Source organism: Saccharothrix carnea (assembly GCF_003014735.1).
GTDB lineage: Bacteria > Actinomycetota > Actinomycetes > Mycobacteriales > Pseudonocardiaceae > Actinosynnema > Actinosynnema carneum.
On sequence record NZ_PYAX01000010.1, the window covers coordinates 24,583 to 48,007 of the forward strand.

Sequence of the window (23,425 nt, forward strand, 5' to 3'; positions counted from 1 at the left end):
TTCGTCCTTCGGGAGTGTGGAAGTCAGGGCGCGGCTAGGCGAACGAACGACCTACCTGGCGTCGTTCGCCCCGCGCGCTCGCCGACCCGGCGTGAAGCCCGTCTGACGTTCCACGGTGTCTTGCAACTCCTGTTCGCGCTCCGACATTCCGGCGCGCACCTCGGCGCCGAACGAGCCGATGGCGCCCGCCAGTTCGCGCAGGCCCTGGCCGACGTTCTCGCCGATGCCCGCGGGCGTGGCGGCGTGCGCGGCCTGGCCCGCCTTGCGGGTGGCGAACACGCCCGCGGCGATGCCGAGCCCGAACCAGAACAGCCGCCTCATCGCTTGCCCCTGCGCCGGGTGTGCTTGCTGGGGAGCTCCTTGGCCGCGCGCCGGGCGCGGATGGCCTTGCTCACGCCGTAGGACAGCGCGGCGGCCTTGACCAGCGGCCCGCCCAGGGTGGCGGTGAACAGCGAGGCGAGCGCGGAGACGTTGCCGGTGACCGCGCGGGCGTTGGCGGTGATCCCGTCCACCCGCTCCAGCTGCGTGTTCACGTGCGTGATCGTCGTGTTCGCGCCGGTGAAGATCGGGTCGCTGTTCTGGTGCGCCTTGCGGATGGCGATCGTGGCCTCGTCCAGCGTCCGGCCCAGCTTGATCAACGGGATCGCCAGCAGGAGCACAAGCAGCACGAACGCGCCGGCGGCGACCAGCGCGGCGATCTGCCCTGGCGACACGGATCCTCCTGGTGGATTGCCTGGCTCACGGTGGTGGCCAAGGTTACCGCGACCGCGTTCGGCCCTCCGAACGAGATCGGGGCTGGGCTGTGCCACGTGGTGGGACGGCGGCGCAAGACCCCCCATTTGGCGTCGATTGGATCGTCGTCGCGGCGGCTAGCGTGGGGCACGCGAGTGATCGTCACACCACGGATGGTCACGGAGGGCTTGACACACACCACACCGAGTAGATGAGGTAAGCCTAACCTTAATCGATCGTCGGAGGTGCCGTGTTCGCCGACAGTCCCTCCGGACGACCGATCCCCCCGGGCCGGCCGGCCGACGTGCTGGCCCGCGTCACGGCCGTGCTCACCGACGGCGGGATGCTCGGCGACGTGCCCGAGCACGGCATCGGCGCGGACGCCGCGCTGGCCCTCGTCACGACCGTGCTCACCGAGGGCGGTGTCGACCTGACCAGCCCGTTCGCCGCCGCGCACCTGCAACCGCCGCCGCTGGCCGTGGCCGTCACGGCGGATTCGCTGGCCAGCGCGGGCAACGCCTCCCTGGACACCTACGACTCCGGGCCGGCGGCGCTGGCCGTGGAGCGGTGGGTGGTCGCGGCGCTCGCCCGGCTGGCCGGGTTCGGTGCCGACGCAGACGGCGTGTTCACCCCTGGCGGCACGCTGTCGAACCTGACCGCGCTGCTGCTGGCCCGGGACGCGGCGGCGGCCCGGCTGGGCCTGGACGTGCGGTCCGATGGGGTGGCGGCGCTGCCCGACCCGGTGGTGCTCTGCTCGGAACTGGCGCACTTCTCGGTGGCGCGGGCGTGCGCGGCGCTGGGCATCGGCGAGCACGCGGTGCGCACGGTGTCGGTGGACTCACGGCGGCGGATGCGGCCGGACGCCCTGGCGGCGACACTGCGGGCGGGCGGCACGCCGGTGGCCGTCGTGGCGACCGCGGGCACCACGGACTTCGGCTCGGTGGACCCGTTGCCGGAACTGGCCGAGATCGCCCGCGAGCACCGCGTGTGGCTGCACGTGGACGCCGCCTACGGGTTCGGCGCGGTGTTCTCGGCGAAACTCGCCGCGCTGGTGGACGGGCTGGCGCTGGCCGACTCGGTGACCGCGGACCTGCACAAGATCGGCTGGCAGCCCGCCGCGGCGAGCGTGCTGCTGGTGCGCTCGGCGGCGCTGTTCGGGCCGCTGGAGCGGTCGGTCGCCTACCTGAACCCGGAGGATGACCGGGCCGAGGGCTACGACGGCACGCTGGGCCGGTCGTTGCAGACCACGCGCCGGCCGGACGCGGTGAAGGTGGCCGCGACGCTGCTCGCGCTGGGCCGGGCCGGGCTGGGTGCGCTGGTGGACCGGTGCCACGAGCTGGCCGGGCACGCCGCCGCGCTGATCGCCGCCGACCCGTCGTTCGAACTGGTGGGCGGCGCGACGCTGACCACGGTGGTGTTCCGCTACCGACCCGCCGACGAGTCACTCGCCGACGAGGTGAACGCCCGCCTGCGCCGGGCGTTGCTGCGCGCGGGTGCGGCGCTGATCGGCCGCACCGAGGTGGACAAGGTGACGTGCCTGAAGCTGACCCTGCTCAACCCGAACGCCCGCGAGGCGGACCTGGCCGCCCTGCTGGCACTGGTCCGCGAAGCCGGATCCGCCGCCGAGAGACTCCTGGAAGGAGCCGCATGACACCCGATCCGCTTGAGGGCGACCCGCGGTCGACCTCGGAGCACGCGCATCTGGAGGCGTTGCTGCGCTGTTGGGTGCGGGAACGGAACGTGTCGGTGACCGGCCGGGTGCGGGTCGACGTGCTCGGGGTGCCGTTGGAGGCGGAGGTGCGGTACTGGTCGGCGACCGGGCGGCACCGGTTCGGGGCGGTGACGTTGGCGGGCAGACCGGCCGATCCGGTGGTGGCGGTGGCACTGGTGGCGGCGGAGCTGGTGTCCGGGCGGACCGGAGGTGGGGACGGCCTGGTCGCGGACCTGGTCGAGCGGACCGCCGAGTCGGTGCGCCGGGTCGCGGAGTTCGTGGCGTACCGGCGGCGTGAGCCGGTGGGGCCGGCGGACCGGTTCCTGGACAGCGAGCAGCGGCTGATGCTCGGGCACCTGCACCACCCCGCGCCCAAGAGCCGGGACGGCCTGTCCGACGCCGACAACGCCCGGTTCGCGCCCGAGCTGCGCGGTTCGTTCCCGCTGTTCTGGTTCTCGGCGGCCGAGGAGGTCGTGTCGCACGGGTCGGTGGCCGGGCCGGACGCGGTGACGTTGATGTCGACGTTGGCCGGGCGCAGCCCCGAACCGGGCCGGGTGCTGGTGCCCGCGCACCCCTGGCAGGCGCACGACCTGCTGAGCAGGCCGCGGATCGCGTCACTGGTCTCGCGCGGGCTGCTGGAGCCGCTGGGCGAGTTCGGCCCGCCGTGGTCGCCGACGTCGAGCCTGCGCACGGTGTACCGGACGGGTGCGCCGGTGATGCTGAAGCTGTCGCTGGGCCTGCGGATCACGAACTCGCGGCGCGAGTCGACGTCGACCGAGCTGCGCCGCGGCTCGGAGATCCACCTGCTGCTGGAGTCCGGCTACGCGGCCGGCACGGAGAAGGCGCACCCCGAGTTCGGCGTCGTGCGCGACCCGTCGTGGATCGCGGTGGACGAGGGCGGCGAGGTCACCGGGCTGGACGTGGCCGTGCGCGAGGTGCCGGAGGACATCGGCGACTCGCGGTGCCTGGCGGGCATGGTCGCGCCACGACCGGGTATCGGTCGTTCCCTGCTGGGTGAACTCGTGCTGCGGCTCAACGCGGCCGAGTGGGTCGCCGACTACACCGACCGGGTGCTGGTGCCGATGCTGCGCCTGTACGCGGAGACCGGCATCGGGTTGGAGGCGCACCAGCAGAACACGCTGGTGCGGCTGGACCCGGCGGGGCGGGTGGTCGGCGGGCGGTACCGGGACAACCAGGGCTACTACCTGGCCGCCTCGCACCTGCCGAGGGTGCTGGAGCGGCTGGGCGTCGAGAAGTCGACGCTGGCCGTGGTGGACGACGCAGTCGTGGACGACCGGCTCACCTACTACCTGCTGCGCAACCAGGCGCTGGCGGTGATCGGCTGCATCGGCGTGGAAGGTCTGGCCGACGAGCGCGACCTGCTGGGAGTGATGGCGGCACGGCTGGAAGCGGCGCTGCCGGCGTTGGCCGAGGCGGGCCCGGACGGCGACCGACTGGCCCGGAGGTGGTTGGAGGCGGACGTGCTGCCGTGCAAGGCGAACCTGCTGACCAGGCTGGAGGGCATCGACGAGGTGCTCGCACCGCTGGACGCGCAGTCGGTGTACTTCGACGCGCCGAACCCGTTGCGGGAGGGCAGGTGCGCCCGGTGACCCACCTCGACGCCTACCGGCCGACCGACGACCTGTCCGCCGTGCCCGGTCCACCGCTGCCGGTGCTCACCGACGGCTGGCACGCCCGCGTGGTCGACCCGGACACCCGTGACCTGGACCTGGTGCACCGCTGGATGCAGGCGCCGCACGTGGTCGCGTTCTGGCACCAGGCGTGGCCGCGCGGGCAGTGGGAGGAGGAGCTGAGGCGGCAGCTGTCCGGGCTGCACTCGTTGCCGGTGCTGGTGAGCCGCGGCGAGGACCCGGTGATCTACCTGGAGGTGTACCGGGCGGCACGGGACGTGGTCGCGCAGGTCTACCCGGCCCGGCCGCACGACCTCGGGCTGCACGTCGCCGTGGGCGAGCTGTCGATGACCGACCAGGGGCTGGTGCGCAAGCTGCTGCCGGTGGTGACGGCGGCGCTGTTCGACGCCGACCCGCGGTGCACGCGGGTGCTGCTGGAGCCGGACGTGCGCAACCGGCGGGCGATCGCGTCGTTCACCGCGGGCGGGTTCGCGCCGGTCGGCGAGGTGCTGCTGCCGGACAAGGTGGCGCTGCTGATGGTGCGCACGCGATGAGCGCCCAGGGGCCGGTCACCGACGTCGTGGCGATCGGGTGCGGGCCGTTCAACCTGGGCCTGGCCGCGTTGGCGTCCACTGTGGACGACCTGGGCGTGGTGGTGCTGGAGGCGCGGCCGGAGCTGCGGTGGCACAGCGGGATGATGTTCGGCGACGCGCTGCTGCAGGTCAGCTTCCTGGCCGACCTGGTGACGTTGGTCGACCCGACGCACCCGCTGTCGTTCCTGGCCTACCTGCGTGACGCGGACCGGCTGTACCCGTTCTACGTGCGGGAGAGGTTCCACCCGACCCGGCGCGAGTACGAGGACTACCTGCGGTGGGCGGCGTCCCGGCTGCCGGTGCGGTTCTCGCACGACGTCACGTCGGTGCGGTGGGAGGGCGACCGGTTCGCCGTGTCGGGGCCGGGGTTCTCGGTGGACGCGCGGCACCTGGTGCTCGGGGTGGGCACCACGCCGTCCGTGCCGCCCGCGCTGGCCGGGCTCGGTGACCGGCTGGTGCACAGCTCGGACTACCTGCACCGCTCGACGTCCGCCGAACGGGTGACCGTGGTGGGGTCGGGGCAGTCGGGCGCGGAGATCGTGCTCGACCTGCTGCGGCGCAACCTGGACGGCGGGCCGGCGGTGACGTGGCTGACCCGGACGCCGGTGTTCGCGCCGCTGGACTACACCAAGCTGGTGCTGGAGATGACCACGCCGTCGTACGTGCGGCACTTCCACTCGTTGCCGCAGGACCGGCGGGACGCGTTGCGCGCCGAGCACTGGCGGCACTACCGGGCGATCTCGTCCGAGACGCTGGAGGAGCTGCACGACCTGCTGTACCGGCGGGAGTGGGAGCACGGGCTCGCGCCGGTCGAGCTGCGACCGGGCGTGACGGTGGTGTCGTCGTCGGTCTCCGGTTCCGAGGTGGTGCTGGAGTGCGCGCACCGGGACACCGGGCGGACGTTCCAACATCACACCGACCTCGTGGTGGCGGCCACCGGGTACGTGCAGGCGCCGACGCCGTTCCTGGAGCCGTTGGAGCCGTTCATCCACCGGGACGCACAGGGCCGGTACGTCGTCGCGCTGGACCACTCGATTTCGCTGGACCCGTCGATCACCGGGCGGGTGTTCGTGGCGAACGCCGACCTGCACAGCCACGGCGTGGCCGCGCCCGACCTGGGCATCGGGGCGGTGCGCAACGCCACCATCGTCAACGCGGTGACCGGGCGCGAGGTCTACCCGCTGCCCAAGCACACCGCCTACACCAGCTTCAGCGCTCCTGAGGACGAGGGGCAACCGAGGGACGCTGGGCATCCGGGAGACGACGTTGACTGACCTGTGGCGCGAGTGCTCGGCGGCGTTGCTGGCCAAGGCGATCGGCGAGCTGTGCTTCGAAGGGCTGCTGACCCCGTCCGAGGGCTACGAGCTGCGGTTCGACGACGCGGTCTACACGTTCTCGGCGACGCGGACGGCGTTCGGCGGGTGGGCGGTGGAGCCGGGGTCGGTGCGCCGGGCGGCGTCCGGGATCCTCGGCGACGACGTGGTGGAGCCGTGCGACGACGTGCGGCGGTTCGTGGTGGACGCGTTCCGGTTCCTGCGGGTCGACCCGGCCACGACCGCCGGTTTCCTGGCCGAGGTGACCGCGACCGTGGCCGCCGACGTGGCGCTGGCGTCGACCGCGTGGCCGGTGGCGGAGCTGGTGTCGTTGCCGCGGGCCGAGCTGGACGGTCACCTGACCGGGCACCCGTGGCTGATCGCGAACAAGGGGCGGGTCGGGTTCTCCGCGGAGGACCTGGCGCGGCACAGCCCCGAGGCGCGCACGCCCGTGCGGCTGCCGTGGTTGGCCGTGCACCGGGGGCTGGCGGAGTTCCGCGGCACGTCGTCGCTGTCGGAGTCGTCGGTGCGGGAGCACGAGCTGGACCCGATGACGGTGGAGCGGTTCACCGAGGCGTTGCAGGAGGCGGGTGCCGACCCGGCGGCGTACGTGTGGCTGCCCGTGCACCCGTGGCAGCTCGACCACGTCGTGCGGACGCTGTGGGCGGCGGAGCTGGCCACCGGCCGAATCGTGGAGCTGGGCGAGGCGCCGGACTGGTACCTGCCGACCCAGGCGATCCGCACCATGTCCGATGTGGACTCGCCGGGGCGGTACCAGGTCAAGCTGCCGTTGAAGGTGCTGAACACGTCGGTGTACCGGGGCATCCCGCCGCACTGCACGCTCGCCGCGCCGGTGGTCACGCAGTGGCTCGCCGGGCTGTGGCAGGCGGACAAGCTGATCGGCGAGTGGGGCACGCAGCTGCTGGGCGAGGTGGCTTCGGTGACCGTCCGGCACCCGCACCTGTCGCGGGCGGGTGACGTGCCGTACCAGTGGCTGGAGACCCTCGGGTGCATCTGGCGCGAGCCGGTGGCGTTGCGGCCCGGTGAGCGCTCGTGGTCGTTGGCGGCCCTGCTGCACGTGGACCGCGCCGGTCGGCCGTTGCTGCTGGAGTACCTCGGCGGGACCGACCCGGCGGTGTGGTTCGCCGCCCTGCTCCGCGCCCTGCTCCGGCCGCTGCTGCACGTGCTCTACACGTACGGCATCACGTTCAACCCGCACGGCGAGAACGTCGTCGTGATCACGGACAACGACCACGTGCCGGTCCGGGTGGCGCTGTTGGACCTGGTGGACGACGTGAACGTGTCCGTGGACCGGGTACCCGCCCGCGGCCTGGAACCGGACGCCCACGACCCCGTGCTGCCGCGCAAGCCGTGGCCGATCCTGCGCCAGTACATCGTGGACGCCCTGCTGGTCGGCGTCTTCCGCCCGCTGTCCACCCTGATCCCGCTGGGCCACGACCGGTTCTGGGGCATGGTCCGCGGCGAGATCGACGCCTACCGCGACCACTTCCCCACCCTGGCGCCCCGAATGGACTCCGGCTCCCTGACCGTCCCGGAGTTCCTCCGCTACCCGCTCAACAGCTACCGGATCACGTTGGGCTACCAGGACCTGACCGCACGCCCGCCGGTCCCGAAGACGGGCACCCTGCCGAACCCGCTGCACGACGTCGCACCGATACCACCGGCGGACGGCTGGTGAGGCTCTGGCCGCCTCATCCGGTATCCCCGGCCGGACGAGGCGGCCGGAGGATCAGAGGCGGCCCAGGGTGAGGTAGGCGAGGCCGAAGTAGCCTCGGTAGCCCTTCAGCCAGCCGTCGCGGTGGTCGTCGACGATCGCGCGGACCTCGGCGGCCTTCGGGTCGTTCGGGTTCTCGAGCAGCCAGCGTTCCCGGGCGGCGCACCAGCGGGATTCGAAGCTGTCCCACTCGTCCGGGGAGGCGGTGGCGAGGTTCAGCAGGCGGTAACCGCAGGTCATCGCCAGGTCTACGAGTTCGGGGAGAGTGCCGAACTCCTCCTCGCCGAAGATCTCGAGGGACTTCGCGTTGGGTGGCTGTTCCCAGAAGCCGTCGCCGAGCAGGAGCCTGCCGCCGGGGCGGGTGCGGGCGTGCAGGGCCTCCAGGGTGGCCTTCGTGCCGCCCCACGCGTGGGACGCGCCGATCGAGATGGTCACGTCCGCGGGTTCGGCGGACCAGCCGGTGACGTCGGCCAGGTCCAGCGTGACGCGGGAGGTCAGGCCCCTGGCCTCGACGTTCGCCCGGCCGCGGGTGATGGCGTGGTCGTCGCTGTCCACCCCGAACCCGGTCACGCCCGGCTGGTGCTCGACCGCGCGCAGCAGCAACTCCGCCCAGCCGCAGCCGTAGTCGACCACCCGCTCCCCCGGTGCCAGCCGCAGGCTGGTGATCAGGTCGAACGCCTTCGCGTCCGAGAGCGGGGTGTTGAAGTCGAGCAGGGCGTGGCCGTTCAGGGGTGTGTCTGTCACGGGCACACCGTGTCAGAACGCGAACGGATCGGAAATGGATTTACTCCTCGCCGCGGACGACCTTGCGCAGCTTCGGCAGGCGTTCGGCGATCACTCGTTCGACGCCCCGGCCGGTCGGCTGGTAGTAGTCACGGCCGACCAGGTCGTCCGGCGGGTACTGCTGGGTCAGCACGCCTTCCGGCACGTCGTGCGGGTAGCGGTAGCCCTGGGCGTTGCCCAGCTTCGCCGCGCCCGCGTAGTGGCCGTCGCGCAGGTGCGCGGGCACCGAGCCGATCGCGCCTTTGCGCACGTCCGACATGGCCTCGCTGATCGCGGTCGTGACGGCGTTCGACTTGGGCGCGGTGGCCAGGTGGACGGTGGCCTGGGCGAGGTTCAGCGCGCATTCCGGCAGCCCGATGAGCTGCACGGCCTGCGCCGCGGCCACGCACGTCTGCAACGCGGTCGGGTCGGCCATGCCGACGTCCTCGCTGGCGTGGATCACCAGCCGCCGGGCGATGAACCTCGGGTCCTCCCCCGCCTCGATCATCCGGGCCAGGTAGTGCAGCGCCGCGTCCACGTCCGAACCGCGGATCGACTTGATGAACGCGCTGGTCACGTCGTAGTGCTGGTCGCCCTGCCGGTCGTAGCGCACGGCCGCCTTGTCGACCGTCGCCTCCAGCGTGGCCAGGTCCAGGACACCGCCTGCACCGACCGAGTCCGCGGCGGCTTCGAGCGCGGTCAACGCGCGCCGGGCGTCACCGCCGGCCAGCCGGACCAGGTGGTCCTCGGCGTCCTGCTCGACGGTGACCGTGCCGCCGAGGCCGCGTTCGTCCTCGATCGCCCGCCTGACCAGCACGCGCACCGCGTCGTCGGTCAACGGGCGCAGTTGCAGCACCAGCGACCGCGAGAGCAACGGCGAGACGACCGAGAAGAACGGGTTCTCCGTGGTCGCCGCCACCAGCAGCACGATCCGGTCCTCCACCGCGCCGAGCAGCGCGTCCTGCTGGGTCTTGGAGAACCGGTGCACCTCGTCGATGAACAGCACGGTCGACTCGCCGGAGCGGACCAGGCGGCGACGTGCCTCCTCGATGACCGCACGCACCTCCTTCACCCCCGCCGACAGCGCCGACAGCGCGGCGAACCGCCGTCCGGTGGCCTGGGAGACGAGCGTGGCCAGCGTCGTCTTGCCCGTCCCCGGCGGGCCGTAGAGCATGATCGAGGCGGGCGACGAGCCCTCCACCAGCCTGCGCAGCGGCGCGCCCGGCCCGAGCAGGTGGTCCTGCCCGACCACCTCGTCCAGGGTGCGCGGGCGCATCCGCACGGCCAGCGGCGCGTTGGCGGCGATGCGCGCCGCCTTCTCCTCCGGGTCGACGCCGAACAAGCCGTCGTCGAACAGCCCTTCGTTCACGTGTTCGACTGTAGCTTCCCCGTGCACAGCCGCTGTCCGAGCGTGCAACGGTGGTTCCGTCGCAGGTCACCTGGGGTGCAGGGTGTGCGGCATGAGCGAGCTTGCGAGCGAATCATTCAACACAGCGCACCTTGCTCATGCCACGCCGAGCGCTAGCGAGGCGTGTGCATGAGCAAGCTGAGTCCGGAGCAGATCGCCCGGCACGCGCACGACGCGGGGTTCCGCGGGCAGGACCTGACGATCGCGGTGGCGGTCGCGCTGGCCGAGTCCGGCGGCGACCCGCGGGCGCACAACGCCACTCCGCCGGACAACTCCTACGGGTTGTGGCAGATCAACATGCTGGGTTCGATGGGTCCGGCGCGGCGGCGCGAGTTCGGGCTGGAGTCCAACCGGGAGCTGTTCGACCCGGCGGAGAACGCCCGTGCGGCGAACAAGATCTCCGGGGACGGCCGGTCCTGGACGCCGTGGACGACGTACACGAGCGGCGCGTACAAGCGTCACCTGGACGAGGCGCGGCGGGGCGTCGAGGCGATGAAGCGTGGTGGCGGTTCAGGCGGCGGTGGCGGCTCGGGCGGTGGGTCGCGTGGTGGCTCCGGAGGCGGCGGGTTCTCCGTGGACATCAGCGTGCTGCGCGACTACGCACGGCGGACCCGGACCTCGGCCGACGACCTCACCACCCTCGGCCGGCGGCACGTACGCGAGGTGCGGGAGATCGCCGACGACAGCTTCGGGCGCATCGGCAAGCAGTCCGGGTTCGCCGAGGCGTTGGACAACTTCGGCGCGGCGCTGCGCAAGCAGGTCAAGGCGGTCGCGCACAACACCGACGCGCTGGCCACGTCCGCGAGCCGCTCCGTCCGCGCGTACAAGGAGCAGGACGACGACATCGCCGGCTCGCTGCGCGGCGGCAGGGTCATCAGCGGTGGAGGGGAAGGCTAGTGGACAGCCGTGAGATGGCCCGGCACTTCGCCGAGAGCATGATCGGCCACCGGAACTCGTTGGCGGGCAAGGCCGAGGACGCGGTGAAGGTGCAGTACGCGCTGCACCAGACCGCGACCGGCCTCACCGATGGGCACGAGGACCAGCGCAAGGCCGCCAAGACGGTGCTGGAGCACTGGAAGGGCGGCAACTCCGAGGGCTTCGAGAAGCGTTCGAGCCGGCTGGGCAGGCAGCTGCGGGTCACCGCCGACGCCGCCCGTGACGCGGAGAAGATCGTCGCCGGCGTCACCAGCGCGTTGACGACCGGGCACACGCGGGCGCGGCAGGCCGTCGACGAGTACCTCGACCAGGCGGCCCGGCTCCTGGACGCGGGCAAGGCCGTCGGCACGCAGGCCGCGCTGCTCAAGGCCGTGGCGCAGGCGGCGGACCTGGAGCCCAAGTACACCAAGGAGACCACCGCGACCGTCCGGCACGTGCGGGGCGAGTTGGAGGACGCCGCGCGCAAGCTGCGGGCGTTGGAGAAGGAGGTCGAGCACGACGGCGTCGCGGACGGCCGCGCCGAACGCACCCGCGGCCGCACCAAGCCGTCCCGCGCCCGTGCCCGCGGCCGTTCGCGGACGATCATCTCCGCGGCACGGCGTGAGCTGGGCACCCGGGAGAACCCGCCGGGCAGCAACCGCAACCCGTACGGGCCCACGGCGGCGTGGTGCTCGTCGTTCGCCACGGCGATGTGGCGCAAGGCCGGGGTGGACATCCCGGTCCTGCCGTTCACCGGCGACGTGTTCCGGTGGGGGCAGCGGCACGGGAAGGCGTACACGTCGCTCAGCGCGGTGAAGCCGGGTGACGTGCTGCTGTTCGGGAGCGGGCCGAGCAGCCCGGCAACCAGCACGCACATCGGGATCGTGGAGAAGGTGTCCGGCGGGACCGTGACGCTGATCGAGGGCAACTCGGGTGACAGCGTGCGGCGCAACACGCACCGGCTCAGCTCGGCGACGTTCTACGGAGGGGTGCACCCGTGATCACGGGCAACGCGCACGACCCGGACACGGGGATCGCGGTGGAGGTGGGTCCCGGCGGCGGGTTGCGGGACCTGGTGCTGGACTCGCGGTCGTTGCGGCTGGGGCAGTCCGGGTTGGCCCGCGCGATCCTGGCGCTGGTCGACACGGCGACGGCTCGGGCGAACGCGCGCGTGCAGCGTGCGGTGGGTGACGTCAGCGCGCTCGGGCTGGCGGTGGAGAGTCGGCTGGAGGAGTCCGTGGAGGACACGACTCCCGAGACGTGGCGGGTGTGATGGGGCTCGGTGAGCGGTTGGACGCCGTGCGGTGTGAGGCTTCGGGCTCCGGCGTGACGGTGGTGGTCGACCTGCACGGCAAGCCCGTGGACCTGTCGTTCACGCGGGAGGCGCTGACCTTGCGGCCCGCCGAGCTGGCCGACGTGGTCCGGCGGTTGGCCGACGAAGCCGCCGCGGCGGCCGTGGCCGAGGGCATGGCGATCCTCGCCGACGTCGTCCCGCCGCACCTGCTGACGTCCTGAGCGTTGAACTCGGGGGTCCTGAACGTAGGACTCGCGCGCGTGTCCTACGTTCGGAACGCGCGTGTCGAACGTTCAGGTCCCGCGAGTCGAACGTTCGGGTGCCCCGAGTTCTACGGTCGGGTGCGGGCTTGGGTGAGCAGGGTGGCCAGGTGGCGGGTCAGCCACGGGGTGTCGGCCGGCGAGAGGTGGACCCACTCGGTGTCCGGGGACTGCTCGGTGGTCAGCGCGTAGCGGCCGGCGGCGGTCTCGGTCCAGCTCAGCACGCGGGAGCGGCCACCCGGGCCGGTCGCGGCCAGTTGACCGGTCGACTGGCGCGGCGAGTCGACCAGCGTGGTGATCGACCGGGTGGCGCGGCCGGTGATGCCCGCCTGGGCCAGGGTTCGCTCCAGCGCGGCGTAGCCGGCTTGGGCGTAGGCGTCCATCGCGGCGGAGAACACGGGCCTGGGCATCCGCACCTGCTCGCCGGGGCCCGCGGGCGCGTCGCCGATGACCCGCGTGATCGCGGCCGCCAGGTCGGTGACGGGCTCCAGCGCCACCTCGCGGTCGTTCAGCACGGCCAGCACGCCCTGCCTGCCGCGGGAGGTGGCCAGCACCCGCCACGGGTGCGGCCGGAAGACGAGCGCGTCCACCGACACCTCGCCGTGCGCGAGCAGGGTGAACATGTCTTCCAGCGCCGGTGAGACTTCCTCGCCGTCAGCCAGTCCCGCCTCGGTCAACGTGCGCAGGACCTCCGAGCCCAAGGCGTCCCGGTCGTCCATCGTCTCGCCGTGCGACGGCACTTCGAGCGGGTAGGGCGGCTCACCCGCGCCCAGGTCCTCCCACAGCAGGTCGAATTCCAGGTGGGACAGGACGACCGCGGTCGCCGAACGTCGCGCCATGGGTCCAGAAGGTAGCGGCCGGCGGCGTCTCGCGCGGCCGGTTGGGCAACACCGGTGGCTACGCTGCTCGACGTGGACGTCGCCGGCGGGTTCCTGACTGTGCGGGCTTCCGGCGCGGCGGCGGCCAAAGCCGCGCTCAGCGGTGGTGCGACCGGCACGACCACCCCCGAGCACATCCAGTTGCTCGTCGGCTGCGCGGTCGCGGGCGGCGTGCCCGGCAACGGCACCGCGCTTCGGTTTCCCGATTGCGCGCTGCACGTCCTGCCGGACGTGGTGATGCTGACCGTCGCCGAGGCACGGCTCACCGTGGGCTTCGGCGAGCTGAAACCGCTGATGTTCCAACCGGTCCCGGTCGACGCCGCGCTGCACGCCGTGTTCTCCGCCGCGGTCGCGCACGTACTCGCCGCCGCGCACGCCCTCGACCCGCACGGCCTGTCCCACCATCTGCTCGGCCTGGCCGAACTGGTGCTGCGCAGCGCGCTGCGGGCCGAGCTGGAACGCGTGGACTCCCTGGTCGCACGGCGACGCGAGGCGTTGGACTACATGCGCGAGCACCTGGCGGACCCGACGCTGAGCGCGGACCGGGTCGCCGAAGCGCTGTTCATCTCCCGCCGCCGCCTCTACCAGCTCTTCGACGACGGACAGGGCGTGTCCGAGCGCATCCGCGGCCTGCGCATCGACCGGGCCAAGGCGTTGCTGGCCGACCCGGCGAAGGCGGCGCGCGGGATCGGCGAGATCGCCAAGGACTGCGGTTTCGTCAGCGCCGCGCACTTCTCCCGGACGTTCCGCCAGGTGGTCGGGCAGACACCGAGCGAGTTCCGTAACCGCTGAACTCGACGCCCGAGACGAACCGGCCCGCGATGCCCGCCACCTCCAGCCAGCCGCGCCCGGACGGCGAGTGCAGCGTGAACACGGCGATCCGCGGGTGGTCCGGGTCGGTCACCACGACCTGCAGCTGGGCGCCCGGCCCGGTCACCGGGATGCGTTCCACGATCACCACCGGGTAGCCGGTCGCCGTCTCACCGCGGGTGACCTCGCGGATCGCCGGCCCGTCGAGGTGGAAGCCCAGTTCGCCGGGGTCGGTCGGCCGGTCGACGGCCACCACGCCCGCCACCAGCAGCGCCGGGTCCGCGTCCCGGTGCTCGACCACAGCCAGCAGGCCCGCGCCGTGCTGGTGCGCGAGTTCGGCGGCCTGCGTGGCGGACACCTCCAGACCCGGGTCGCGGGTGCCCTTGAGCCGGCGCAGCACGGCCAGCAGGTCCGCCGCGGTGCGTTCGGGAGTGCTTAATGCGACCGGGGTCACCCCCGGCACGGGAGCGAGTCTCACCCCAGGCCCGCCCGGAACGCCGCCGCCGCGCCCCTGGTGGACGCCGGTCGAGGTGGGCCGAGCAGCACGGACGCCAGCTCGGCGGTGATCGACGAGAAGCCGGTCAGCGTGTCCGCGATGGCTGTCGACGGCTCCTCGGCGCGCAGCCGTTCGGCGACCCGCCTGGCCTCCGCGCGGTGGTCGCGCTCCAGCAGCCGGGCTTCCTCCAGCACGTCGTCCAGTTGCCGCCGCAGCGCGTCGTGCCGCGCCACGGCACGGTCGTGCGCCTCGCCGTCCGCGGCGGTGAACGCGGCCATCGCGCCGGTCCGGTCGACCTCGTCGGACGCCTCGGCGAGCGCGCGCCGCAACGCCAGCGCACGCCGGTCCAGCTCCTCCGCCCGCCGCTGGTTGCCCAGCAGCGTGGTGGCCCAGCCGTCGAGCACCTCGGCCGCCGCCCGCATCGCGCGCCGCACCGCCGTCAGCTCCGACACCACCGCCTCCAACCGCGTCCTGAACCCGTCCGCCGCCGCACCCGCCCACTGCTCCGGTGGCGCGCCGGTGACCGTGAAGGCGACCGAGAACCGCTCGCTCGCCGCCGCCACCGCGCCCGCGTGACCCGGCGCGGGATCGAAGCCGAGACCCCGGTAGTCAGTCATGGCGCAGCTCGTCGGCCTGCCGATAGGTCTCACCCGCCGCGCGCATCGAGTCCGCCATCGCGGCCAGGTCCACGCCGTGCAGCACCCCGGCCCACTCGGCGGCCAGCTGCTCGACCGCCTCGGTCACGCCCTCCGGGCCCAGGTCGCCCGGCGGCTCCGCCAGGGTGGACGCGGCGGCGCGCACCTCGTCGGCCGCCTCGTCCAACCGACCGGCGAACGCGGTCAGCGCCCCCGGGTCGACCAGGTAGCCGTCGCTCATTCGCCGAGCACCGGCGGGAACGCGGGCGGCAGGTCGTCGAGCAGGTCGAGGCCCAGGTCGTAGCGGTTGCGGTGCTCGGCGTCCTCCTCGCGGTTGCCGGGCGCCATCGGCGGGTACATGCCGAAGCCCTGCGGTCCGCCCGCGCCGACGACCGGTCCGACACCGCCGCGGGCCGCCGCACCGCCCGGCACCGCGCCGAGCACGCCGGACGAGCCGCCCGGGCCCATGGGACCGAACCCGCCCTGACCGCCGCCGCCGGTGCCGCCCGCGTGCGGGCCGAACGAGCCGAAGCCGGGGTTCGCACCGCCGAACCCGCCGGGACCGCCCGCGCCCGGGTAACCGGGTCCGCCGACCGCCGGTCCACCGACCGAGGCCGCGGTCGTGGTGCCTTCCGGGCGCGTGCCGACCTCGAGCGGCGGCCGGTCCACGGGCCCGGTCGGAGCGGGGCGCTCCCAGACCGGCGGCGGCGTGGGCGTCGGGCCGTGCCACGGCAACGGCACGCCGGGCGTCCACTGCTCCGCGTCCCGGTTCGTCACCACCGGGGCCTGCTCGAACACCGGCAGCTCACGGCCGATGCTGTGGGCGGCGGCCTCGTACTGCTCCATCACCCGCACGGCCCGGTCCATCGCCTCCCGCTGCTCCTCCTTGGACGGCCGGTGGTCGTCGAGGAGCTGGTCGAGCATGTAGGAGCCCTGGGGCCCGTCGAGCGCGGTCACGTCGTAGCCCTGGCGGAACCACTTCTCGGCGTCCGGGTGCACCGGCTCGGGGATCGCCTGGGCGGCTTCGGCCACCGCCGCGGTGTAGCCGTCGAGGCCGCCGCCCACCTGGAACGCGCGCTGCGACGCGTCCGCGCCCCACCGGGTGAGCCGCGTGACCGACTCGGACGCGGCCACCGCGGACGGACCGCGCCACGACAGCGCGAGGTTCTGCACGATCTTGCGCACCTCCGAGGTGGCCTGGTCGATGTCCTCGGCCAGCCGCTTCCACTCGTAGGTGCGGGTGGCCATCTGCGCGGCGTCCGCCGACTTGACCATGTCCCAGAGCTGCCGGTGCGTGTACGCCCGCCAGTTGATCTTGCCGAAGTTCTCCGGCTTCCGGTTCTCCCGGCGCTGCTTGAGGCGCTTCTCGTTGCGCCGGCGGGTGGCCGGCGAGTAGTCGTGGAAGTCCGACCAGTACCCGCCCTTGCGCTCGCGCTCGTTCACCGCAGCCGCCCCAGTGCCTCGGCGATGTGGTGGTCCTGCGCCTGCTGGGTCGCGCCCACCTGCTGCAACGCCTCGCGCAGCTCGGTCAGCTCGGACAGGTAGGACCGCAGCGCCGCGCGCACGCCGCCGCCGAGGTCGCTGCCGCGCAGCCCGAACGCGTGGCGCATGTTGCGCGCGACGGGGCCCTTGCCGTCACCGAGGGGCTGGTCCATCTCCCGCTCGGCGCGGGTCAGCAACTCGGTCAGCACCCCGTGCAGCCGGTCCAGGTCCGCGACCGCCGTGCCGAAGGAGGACAGGTCCAGCTCGATGCGGTCACCGCCCTCGGCGACCACGCCCGCCGCGCCCGCTCCGGTCGGCGCGGACACCTCCGGCACCGCGACGGCGCGCGATCCGCGCTCGTCCTCCCGCAGCTCTTCGCGCATCTGCTTGGCGTGCTCGACGCCACGCACCCTGACGACCATGGACACATGGTGGTGTGCCCGCGCGCGGGTGACCAGACCGGGTGCACAGCGGGAGCAGCGTCGGTGCACGATCGGACAAGGCCGGGGTGCCGGTTCCGGGCGGGACCTGTGCGAAAATCATCACCCGTGCCGTCACCTGCCGTTCACGCGCGCGCCGTGTTGCTCGCCGGCCCCTCCGGCTCGGGCAAGTCCACCCTCGCCGCCCACCTCGGCCTGCCCGTGCTGCGCCTGGACGACTTCTACCGCGAGGGCCACGACCCGCTGCTGCCCCGGGACGAGTCCGGTCGACCGGACTGGGACGCCGAAGGCTCCTGGAACACCGCCGACGCCCTCGCCGCCGTGGTCGAGCTCGCCACCACCGGCACGGTCGAGGCGCCCGTCTACGCGCTCGGCGAGGACCGGCGGGTCGGCTGCCGCACGGTGACCGCGCCGGGCCTGTTCATCGCCGAGGGCCTGTTCGCGGACCGGCTGGTGGCGGGCTGCCGCGAGGCGGGCGTGCTGGCGGACGCGATCGTGCTCGCCCCGAACGCCGTGGTCACGTTCGCCCGCCGGTTCGCCCGGGACGTCGCCGAGGCGCGCAAACCGGTGCCGCTGCTGGCCCGCCGCGGCCTGCGGTTGCTGCGCGAGCACCCCGGCGTGGTGCGCCGCTGCGTGGACGCGGGCATGCGCCCGGTCCGACCACACCGCGTCGAGCCGGCCACGATCGGGGGCATGGAGCCCGCGGCGGTGTAGCCCGGACGTGCCGGGGGTACTGCTGCCGGCATGGCTGAGTACGAGCACGAGCAGAGGATCCCGGTCGACGCGCGGGTGGTGTTCGACCTGGCCCGGGACGTGTCCGCGATGGAGGCGTGGCTGCCGGACGGGCTGCAGGTCGAGCCGAGCGGCCCGGAGCGCGTCACCGGGCGGGTCTCGATGGGCGACGAGATCGACGAGGCCGAGGGCTACCTGGCCGCGGACGCCGAGCAGCGCAGGCTGGAGTGGGGCGACCTGGAGGGCGGCGGCTACTCGGGGTGGCTCCAGGTGGACGACGAAGGCCCCGGCCGCAGCCGCGTGGTGCTGCACCTGGACGTCGGCGGCGAGCACCAGGCGGCGCTCGGCGGCGAGGCGCACGAGATCACCGACGAGCACCTCGTGCAGGCACTCGACCGGCTCGCGGCGCTGGCGACGCAGAGCGTTACGTGACTGTTTTCACTGATCACCAGGTTTGAACGCGAAAAAGCGACACCTAGTGTGAACGCCGTTCACCTGGGCACGTCCGCAAGTCGAGGCCCCGGATCGTCTTCAAGGGAGCTTCGATGTTCCGCGCTCTGCGCGGCCGCAACTACCGTCGCTGGGCCTTCGCCGACCTGATCTCGGTGACCGGTTCGTGGATGCAGTTGATCGGTCTCAACTGGGTCGTGCTGGAGAGCACCGGCTCCGCCACCTCGGTCGGCCTCTCCGTGCTGCTGGGCACGCTGCCGTCCGTGCTGCTGGGTCCGTGGGCGGGCTCGCTCGCCGACCGGCTGCCGGTGCACCGGATCATCCTGGCCTGCCAGGCGCTGCACGCCGTGCTGGCCGCGTTGCTGGCGCTCGTGGTGTGGCGGGGAGCGCCGATCACGGTGGTGTTCGCGCTGACGTTCGCCTCCGGCCTGGTGACCGTGTTCGACGGTCCCGCGCTGGGCCGGTTCGGCGGGCAGGTGGTGTCCCGGGAAGACCTGGGCAACGCGGTCGCGCTCGGCTCGGTGCTCAGCTCCACCGGCCGCATCCTGGGCATGAGCAGCGCCGCGGTGCTCGCCGCCGCGCTCGGCTCGCCCGCCCTGTTCCTGATCAACTCGGTGAGCTTCCTGGCGGTCATGGCCGCGGTGCTCCTGATCCGCCGCGACGAGCTGCACCCGTTGGAGCGCAGCCCGGTCGACCGGGTCGGCGTGGCCGCCGGTCTGCGGTACGTCGCGGCCAGCGGGCGGCTGGTCCTGCTGTTCGCGCTCGGCTTCACGCTGTCCAGCCTGGGCCGCAACTACCAGGTCACGATGGCCGCGATGAGTCCGGACGCGACCGTGTACGGCGTGCTGTCGACGGTGTTCGCGATCGGCACCGTGCTGGGCGGCCTGGCCGCGGCGGCGCGCAAGGTGCTGACCGTGCGGCTGCTGCTCGTGGTCGCCTGCGCGACCAGCCTGCTCCAGGTGACCAGCGGGCTGGTGCCGGGCATGCTCGGGTTTGCCGTCGTGCTGCTGCCGATCGCGGCGGGCGCGGTCGTCATCGACACCACGATGAGCACGCGGATCCAGCTCGACACCGCGGACGGCATGCGCGGACGCCTGCTGGCGGTCAACTCGGCCGTCGGCGCCGCGGCGGGCGCGGTGGGCGCACCGCTGCTCGGCTGGCTGTGCGAGCACGTCGGTGCCCCGGAGACGCTGGTGCTCGCGGGCGCGTTGACGCTGATCATGACCGTGTTCGCCGCCTCGGTGCTGGCCACGCCGCCGCACCGCCGGACCGCGCTGGCGCACCGCGTGCTGCGCAGGCCGCACCCGGTCGCACCGCCCGCCGGTCACCCGCACGGACCAGTGCGTCCCGCGAAACGCGCCAGGCGGCGTACGCGCGTCCGGGTGTAGCCGGACGCGTCCGTAGGGCGGCACGCACTGCGCCGGTCAGATGCACTGCGTAATCGCCCATTCACAGATCGCCGGACGCACCGTTAGAGTCACTCGTGTTCCTGGGAGCGCTCCCAGAACCTCAACGAGGAGGTGAACGACGTGACGGCCCGACGATGGATCGCACTGGGCTCAGCCGGTGTGGCAGCCCTGCTCATCGCGACGCTCGTGAACGTGATCAGCCCGACCGCGGCGTCCGCACACGGCGCCATGATGACCCCCGGCAGCCGGACCTTCCTGTGCTGGAAGGACGGGATGAGCCCGCAGGGCAACATCCAACCGCAGAACCCGGCCTGCTCGGCCGCGGTCGCCGCGGGCGGCACCAACGCGCTCTACAACTGGTTCGGCGTGCTGCGTTCCGACGGCGCAGGCCGCACCAGCGGCTTCATCCCGGACGGCAAGCTGTGCAGCGGCGGCAACCCGACGTTCTCCGGGTTCGACATCGCGCGCAACGACTACCCGGTGACCCACCTCACCGCGGGCGCGAACTTCAACTTCACCTACAACAAGTGGGCCGCGCACCCCGGCACGTTCCACCTGTTCATCACCAAGGACAGCTGGAGCCCGACCCGGCCGCTGGCGTGGAGCGACCTGGAGAGCACGCCGTTCCACAGCGTGACCAACCCGCCGAACAGCGGTGCGGTCGGCTCGGTCGAGGGCAAGTACTACTGGAACGCGAACCTGCCCACCGGCAAGTCCGGTCGCCACATCATCTACTCGGTGTGGACCCGCTCGGACAGCACCGAGACGTTCTACAACTGCTCCGACGTCGTGTTCGACGGCGGCAACGGCCAGGAGACCGGCGTCGGCAACGGCGGTGGGACGACCACCACCACGACGACGACCACCACCACCAGCACGTCGACCAGCACCTCGACGACCACCACGACCCCGACCAGCACCACCACCACGACGCCGAACAACCCGGGCGACGCGAACTGCATGGCGATCTACAAGATCAGCAGCGCGTGGTCGGGTGGCTTCCAGGCGGAGGTCGAGATCATGAACCACAGCAAGAGCGCGTACAACGGCTGGACCGCCACCTGGACGTGGGGCGGCAACCAGTCGATCACCAGCTTGTGGAGCGGCGTCAAGTCCGGCTCCGGCCAGCAGGTGACCGTGAAGAACGCCGCGTGGAACGGCTCGGTGGCACCGGAGACCTCGGTGAAGTTCGGCTTCACGGCCAACTTCTCCGGCACCAACTCCCTGCCCACCGTGACCTGCACCAGCCCCTGATCCGAGCTGGTAGCGGCTGGTAGCTAGTCGAGGCGGAACCCGAACGGGAGCTCCAGCCGGTGCCGGGCGAGCAGCCCGGTGTCGGCCAGGAGCTCCCGCGTCGGTCCGTCCGCCACCACGACACCGCCGTCGATCAGGACGCTGCGGGGGCACAACTGCAACGCGTACGGCAGGTCGTGGGTGACCATCAGCATGGTCCGGTCCAACCCGAGCAACACCTCGGCCAGCTCTCGGCGGGCCACCGGTTCCAGGTTCGCCGAGGGCTCGTCGAGCACCAGGATCTCCGGGTCGCACGCCAGCACGGTGGCCAGCGCGACGCGGCGGCGCTGACCACCGGACAGGTGCAGCGGCGACCGGTCCGCGAACTCCGCCATGCCGACCGCGGCCAGCGCCCGGTCCACCCGCTCGTCCAGCTCCGCGCCGCGCAGCCCGAAGTTCGCCGGGCCGAACGCCACGTCCTGCCGCGCGGTGGGCAGGAACAGCTGGTCGTCGGGGTCCTGGAAGACCACGCCGACCCGGCGCCGGATCTCCTTGAGGTTCGCCTTCTCCACCGGCAGCCCGGCCACCTCGACCCGGCCGGAACCACCACCGAGCACGCCGTTGAGGTGCAGCGCGAACGTCGTCTTGCCCGCGCCGTTCGGTCCCAGCACGGCGACGCGCTCACCGCGTTCGACCCGCAGGTTCACCCCGTAGAGGGCCTGGTGGCCGTCCGGGTAGGCGTACGCCAGCCGCTCCACCACCAACGCGGGCGCGGACCGCCGGGGCTCGACCGCCGCGTCGCCACCGGCGCCGTCCGGCATCCGGCCCGTCCAGCCTCGCGACACCATCGCCAGGTGCACCCTCTCGCCGCGTTCATAGGACCGGATGAACAGGCTGCCGATACCGCGCGCGGTGGCGCCGAGCTGCCAGAACAGCCGGGGGTCGTCACCGCGGGAGATCCGGGCCACCCGCATCCGCCTGGCCTCGCCGACGATCACCTCGGCGTAGCGCAGCATCAGCGTCGCGATGGTGACCAGCACCGATGGCATCCGCAGCCGCTGCAGCCCGAGCAGCAGGTCCTGCGGCGCGGTGGTGGCGGCCAGCGTCAACGACGTCAGCAGGCCGAGCGTGCCCTTGGCCAGGATGTTCCACCCGGCCAGCGCGCCCTCCTCCGAGACGGACACGCCCAGCACGTCCACCCGGTCGCCACCGCCGGTGAACGGCAGCAGCACGGCCAGCAGCACGAACGGCAGCTCGATCACCGACCGCGCGGCGAACCAGCGCACCGGGACGCGGGCCACCGCCCAGACCGCGGTCAGCGCGAGCAGGTACGCGCCGAACGCCCAGAACGCCTCGCGCGGCGTGGCCACCACGCACAGCACCCCCACCACCGTGGCGACGATCTTCGTCTGCGGTGCGAGGCGGTGCACCGGCGAGTCGCCCGGCCGGTGCAGGAAACCGTGGCCCGCGCTCACCCCACTTCGGACTTCACGTCGGACTTCACGTCGGCCCGCGTGTCGGGGCGCTTGCGCAGCAGCCAGAACAGCCCGCCCGCGACGGCCAGCGTGAGCACCACGCCCAGGACGCCCGCGAGCCCGGTGAACCGGTCGTCGCCGCCCAGCGCGTAGTCGGCCAGCGGCCACTCGCCCAGCGGGTGCTCCCGCGCGTGCTCGGCGATGCCGTGCTCCTCGGTGACGTGGTCCAGCCCGTCCGGGTTCGAGTCGGCGAAGTAGGACACCACACCGGCCAGCAGCAGGCTGACCACCGCGAACCCCAGGAAGAAGCGCTTCACGCCCTCAACTCCAGCTTCTGCGGCACGCCGCGCAGCAGGTACACCAGGTCGGGCCGGGCCGCCGCGACCGCCGTCACGGTGACCGCGGTGATCAGGCCCTCGCCGATGCCGATCAGCACGTGCACGCCGAGCACCGCGGCGGCGACCGTGCCGAACGCGACACCGCCCTGGCCGCCGATGGCGTACTCCAGCACGAAGCCGAACGACGCGAGCACCGTGTTGACCAGCGCGGACACGAACGCCACCACGGCCAGGCCGCCCTTGTTGCGCGCGGCGAGCCTGCGCAGCGCCACCGCGGTCAGGTAGCCGACCGCCGTGCCGACCAGCGCCATGTTGGTGACGTTCGCGCCGAGCGCGGTGACGCCGCCATCGGCGAAGAACAGGGACTGGACGACCAGCACGATCGTCACGCACAGCGCGCCGACCCACGGCCCGACCAGGATGGCGGCGAGGGCGCCGCCGAGCAGGTGCCCGCTCACGCCGGGCAGCACCGGGAAGTTCAGCATCTGGGCGGCGAACACGAACGCCGCCACCAGGCCGGCCATCGGCGCGGTCCGGTCGTCGAGGTCGCCGCGCGCCTTGGCCAGCGCCACGCCGACGCCCGCCACGGCCACCGCGACGAACAGCAGCGAGGTCGGGGCGTTCAGCAGGCCGTCGCTCATGTGCATTGCCACCGGTTCGGACACGCGCACCACGCTAGTTGCAAGTAGTCCG

Annotated in this window: 27 protein-coding genes and 1 pseudogene; 14 read left to right on the plus strand and 14 right to left on the minus strand. The window is 72.9% G+C overall.

Annotation, left to right across the window (positions count from 1 at the left end; genetic code table 11):
• Nucleotides 1-51 precede the first annotated feature (51 nt).
• Nucleotides 52-321, minus strand: coding sequence for a hypothetical protein (locus tag B0I31_RS27465; protein WP_106618290.1), 270 nt, complete (start codon nucleotides 319-321; stop codon nucleotides 52-54).
• Nucleotides 318-713 (minus strand): DUF948 domain-containing protein, encoded by a 396-nt coding sequence (locus tag B0I31_RS27470; protein WP_106618291.1) that lies wholly within the window; start codon nucleotides 711-713, stop codon nucleotides 318-320. Before B0I31_RS27470 ends, B0I31_RS27465 begins: the two co-directional genes overlap by 4 nt.
• Nucleotides 714-982: 269 nt before the next feature.
• Between B0I31_RS27470 and B0I31_RS27475 the strand changes: the two genes are divergently transcribed.
• From B0I31_RS27475 to B0I31_RS27495, 5 genes are read left to right on the plus strand one after another with little or no spacing between them, the layout of a single operon-like run.
• The gene (locus tag B0I31_RS27475) at nucleotides 983-2,383 is read left to right on the plus strand and encodes a pyridoxal phosphate-dependent decarboxylase family protein (protein WP_245950476.1); all 1,401 of its coding nucleotides are present in this window, start codon (nucleotides 983-985) and stop codon (nucleotides 2,381-2,383) included.
• Nucleotides 2,380-4,053 (plus strand): IucA/IucC family protein, encoded by a 1,674-nt coding sequence (locus tag B0I31_RS27480; RefSeq protein ID WP_106618293.1) that lies wholly within the window; start codon nucleotides 2,380-2,382, stop codon nucleotides 4,051-4,053. Before B0I31_RS27475 ends, B0I31_RS27480 begins: the two co-directional genes overlap by 4 nt.
• Nucleotides 4,050-4,628, plus strand: a complete 579-nt coding sequence (locus B0I31_RS27485) for a GNAT family N-acetyltransferase (RefSeq protein ID WP_106618517.1) — start codon at nucleotides 4,050-4,052, stop codon at nucleotides 4,626-4,628. Before B0I31_RS27480 ends, B0I31_RS27485 begins: the two co-directional genes overlap by 4 nt.
• Nucleotides 4,625-5,941 (plus strand): lysine N(6)-hydroxylase/L-ornithine N(5)-oxygenase family protein, encoded by a 1,317-nt coding sequence (locus B0I31_RS27490; protein WP_106618294.1) that lies wholly within the window; start codon nucleotides 4,625-4,627, stop codon nucleotides 5,939-5,941. The genes B0I31_RS27485 and B0I31_RS27490 overlap by 4 nt, the downstream gene beginning before the upstream one ends.
• On the plus strand, nucleotides 5,934-7,679 hold the full coding sequence (locus B0I31_RS27495) for an IucA/IucC family protein (protein ID WP_245950477.1): 1,746 nt from the start codon (nucleotides 5,934-5,936) through the stop codon (nucleotides 7,677-7,679). Before B0I31_RS27490 ends, B0I31_RS27495 begins: the two co-directional genes overlap by 8 nt.
• Before the next feature lie 51 nt (nucleotides 7,680-7,730).
• On the opposite strand, the gene B0I31_RS27500 is transcribed toward B0I31_RS27495, so the two are convergent.
• Entirely contained in the window at nucleotides 7,731-8,459 is a 729-nt protein-coding gene (locus B0I31_RS27500; protein WP_106618296.1) for an SAM-dependent methyltransferase, read from the minus strand.
• Nucleotides 8,460-8,499: 40 nt separating this feature from the next.
• Entirely contained in the window at nucleotides 8,500-9,846 is a 1,347-nt protein-coding gene (locus B0I31_RS27505) for a replication-associated recombination protein A (protein WP_106618297.1), read from the minus strand.
• Between the two features lie 168 nt (nucleotides 9,847-10,014).
• Between B0I31_RS27505 and B0I31_RS27510 the strand changes: the two genes are divergently transcribed.
• Genes B0I31_RS27510 through B0I31_RS27525 form a run of 4 tightly spaced genes read left to right on the plus strand, consistent with a single transcriptional unit; the run spans nucleotide 10,015 to nucleotide 12,315 of the window.
• Complete coding sequence (locus tag B0I31_RS27510; protein ID WP_106618298.1) at nucleotides 10,015-10,782, plus strand: transglycosylase SLT domain-containing protein; 768 nt, start codon at nucleotides 10,015-10,017, stop codon at nucleotides 10,780-10,782.
• On the plus strand, nucleotides 10,782-11,801 hold the full coding sequence (locus B0I31_RS27515) for a CHAP domain-containing protein (protein WP_106618299.1): 1,020 nt from the start codon (nucleotides 10,782-10,784) through the stop codon (nucleotides 11,799-11,801). Before B0I31_RS27510 ends, B0I31_RS27515 begins: the two co-directional genes overlap by 1 nt.
• Nucleotides 11,798-12,073, plus strand: coding sequence for a YbaB/EbfC family DNA-binding protein (locus B0I31_RS27520; protein ID WP_245950478.1), 276 nt, complete (start codon nucleotides 11,798-11,800; stop codon nucleotides 12,071-12,073). The genes B0I31_RS27515 and B0I31_RS27520 overlap by 4 nt, the downstream gene beginning before the upstream one ends.
• On the plus strand, nucleotides 12,061-12,315 hold the full coding sequence (locus tag B0I31_RS27525) for a hypothetical protein (RefSeq protein ID WP_106618300.1): 255 nt from the start codon (nucleotides 12,061-12,063) through the stop codon (nucleotides 12,313-12,315). Before B0I31_RS27520 ends, B0I31_RS27525 begins: the two co-directional genes overlap by 13 nt.
• Nucleotides 12,316-12,425: 110 nt before the next feature.
• On the opposite strand, the gene B0I31_RS27530 is transcribed toward B0I31_RS27525, so the two are convergent.
• Complete coding sequence (locus B0I31_RS27530; protein WP_106618301.1) at nucleotides 12,426-13,193, minus strand: ESX secretion-associated protein EspG; 768 nt, start codon at nucleotides 13,191-13,193, stop codon at nucleotides 12,426-12,428.
• A 54-nt stretch (nucleotides 13,194-13,247) separates the two neighbouring features.
• Here B0I31_RS27530 and B0I31_RS27535 point away from each other — a divergent pair, with 54 nt between their 5' ends.
• Nucleotides 13,248-14,024, plus strand: coding sequence for a helix-turn-helix transcriptional regulator (locus B0I31_RS27535; RefSeq protein WP_106618302.1), 777 nt, complete (start codon nucleotides 13,248-13,250; stop codon nucleotides 14,022-14,024).
• Here B0I31_RS27535 and B0I31_RS27540 read toward each other — a convergent pair.
• Genes B0I31_RS27540 through B0I31_RS27560 form a run of 5 tightly spaced genes read right to left on the minus strand, consistent with a single transcriptional unit; the run spans nucleotide 13,951 to nucleotide 17,077 of the window.
• Nucleotides 13,951-14,505, minus strand: coding sequence for a hypothetical protein (locus B0I31_RS27540; RefSeq protein ID WP_106618303.1), 555 nt, complete (start codon nucleotides 14,503-14,505; stop codon nucleotides 13,951-13,953). The genes B0I31_RS27535 and B0I31_RS27540 overlap by 74 nt on opposite strands.
• An 11-nt stretch (nucleotides 14,506-14,516) precedes the next feature.
• Nucleotides 14,517-15,155: a hypothetical protein gene (locus B0I31_RS27545; RefSeq protein ID WP_106618304.1), complete on the minus strand. Its 639-nt coding sequence runs from the start codon at nucleotides 15,153-15,155 to the stop codon at nucleotides 14,517-14,519.
• Nucleotides 15,148-15,414 (minus strand): hypothetical protein, encoded by a 267-nt coding sequence (locus B0I31_RS27550; protein ID WP_106618305.1) that lies wholly within the window; start codon nucleotides 15,412-15,414, stop codon nucleotides 15,148-15,150. The genes B0I31_RS27545 and B0I31_RS27550 overlap by 8 nt, the downstream gene beginning before the upstream one ends.
• Entirely contained in the window at nucleotides 15,411-16,616 is a 1,206-nt protein-coding gene (locus B0I31_RS42685; RefSeq protein ID WP_106618306.1) for a PPE domain-containing protein, read from the minus strand. The genes B0I31_RS27550 and B0I31_RS42685 overlap by 4 nt, the downstream gene beginning before the upstream one ends.
• Nucleotides 16,613-17,077 carry a hypothetical protein gene (locus B0I31_RS27560; RefSeq protein WP_106618307.1) on the minus strand — a complete coding sequence of 155 codons (465 nt, stop codon included), beginning with the start codon at nucleotides 17,075-17,077 and terminating at the stop codon, nucleotides 16,613-16,615. Before B0I31_RS27560 ends, B0I31_RS42685 begins: the two co-directional genes overlap by 4 nt.
• A 156-nt stretch (nucleotides 17,078-17,233) precedes the next feature.
• Between B0I31_RS27560 and B0I31_RS27565 the strand changes: the two genes are divergently transcribed.
• The 4 genes from B0I31_RS27565 (at nucleotide 17,234) to B0I31_RS27580 (ending at nucleotide 20,940) form a co-directional block, all read left to right on the plus strand.
• On the plus strand, nucleotides 17,234-17,809 hold the full coding sequence (locus B0I31_RS27565) for a nucleoside/nucleotide kinase family protein (protein ID WP_245950479.1): 576 nt from the start codon (nucleotides 17,234-17,236) through the stop codon (nucleotides 17,807-17,809).
• A gap of 30 nt (nucleotides 17,810-17,839) precedes the next feature.
• Nucleotides 17,840-18,259, plus strand: a complete 420-nt coding sequence (locus B0I31_RS27570; RefSeq protein WP_073893400.1) for an SRPBCC family protein — start codon at nucleotides 17,840-17,842, stop codon at nucleotides 18,257-18,259.
• A gap of 113 nt (nucleotides 18,260-18,372) precedes the next feature.
• Nucleotides 18,373-19,665 carry an MFS transporter gene (locus B0I31_RS27575; RefSeq protein ID WP_106618309.1) on the plus strand — a complete coding sequence of 431 codons (1,293 nt, stop codon included), beginning with the start codon at nucleotides 18,373-18,375 and terminating at the stop codon, nucleotides 19,663-19,665.
• A gap of 141 nt (nucleotides 19,666-19,806) precedes the next feature.
• Nucleotides 19,807-20,940, plus strand: a complete 1,134-nt coding sequence (locus B0I31_RS27580) for a lytic polysaccharide monooxygenase (RefSeq protein WP_245950480.1) — start codon at nucleotides 19,807-19,809, stop codon at nucleotides 20,938-20,940.
• A gap of 23 nt (nucleotides 20,941-20,963) precedes the next feature.
• Here B0I31_RS27580 and B0I31_RS41275 read toward each other — a convergent pair whose 3' ends face one another.
• The 4 genes and pseudogenes from B0I31_RS41275 to B0I31_RS27595 form a co-directional block, all read right to left on the minus strand.
• A complete protein-coding gene (locus B0I31_RS41275) occupies nucleotides 20,964-21,740 on the minus strand; it encodes an energy-coupling factor ABC transporter ATP-binding protein (RefSeq protein ID WP_219910839.1) in 777 nt (258 codons plus the stop codon).
• A 63-nt stretch (nucleotides 21,741-21,803) separates the two neighbouring features.
• A pseudogene (locus B0I31_RS41280) lies at nucleotides 21,804-22,394 on the minus strand (energy-coupling factor transporter transmembrane component T family protein); the annotation flags it as partial.
• On the minus strand, nucleotides 22,391-22,711 hold the full coding sequence (locus B0I31_RS27590; protein ID WP_106618311.1) for a PDGLE domain-containing protein: 321 nt from the start codon (nucleotides 22,709-22,711) through the stop codon (nucleotides 22,391-22,393). The pseudogene B0I31_RS41280 and the gene B0I31_RS27590, both read right to left, overlap by 4 nt.
• The gene (locus tag B0I31_RS27595; protein ID WP_106618520.1) at nucleotides 22,708-23,397 is read right to left on the minus strand and encodes an energy-coupling factor ABC transporter permease; all 690 of its coding nucleotides are present in this window, start codon (nucleotides 23,395-23,397) and stop codon (nucleotides 22,708-22,710) included. The genes B0I31_RS27590 and B0I31_RS27595 overlap by 4 nt, the downstream gene beginning before the upstream one ends.
• Between the last annotated feature and the right edge of the window lie 28 nt (nucleotides 23,398-23,425).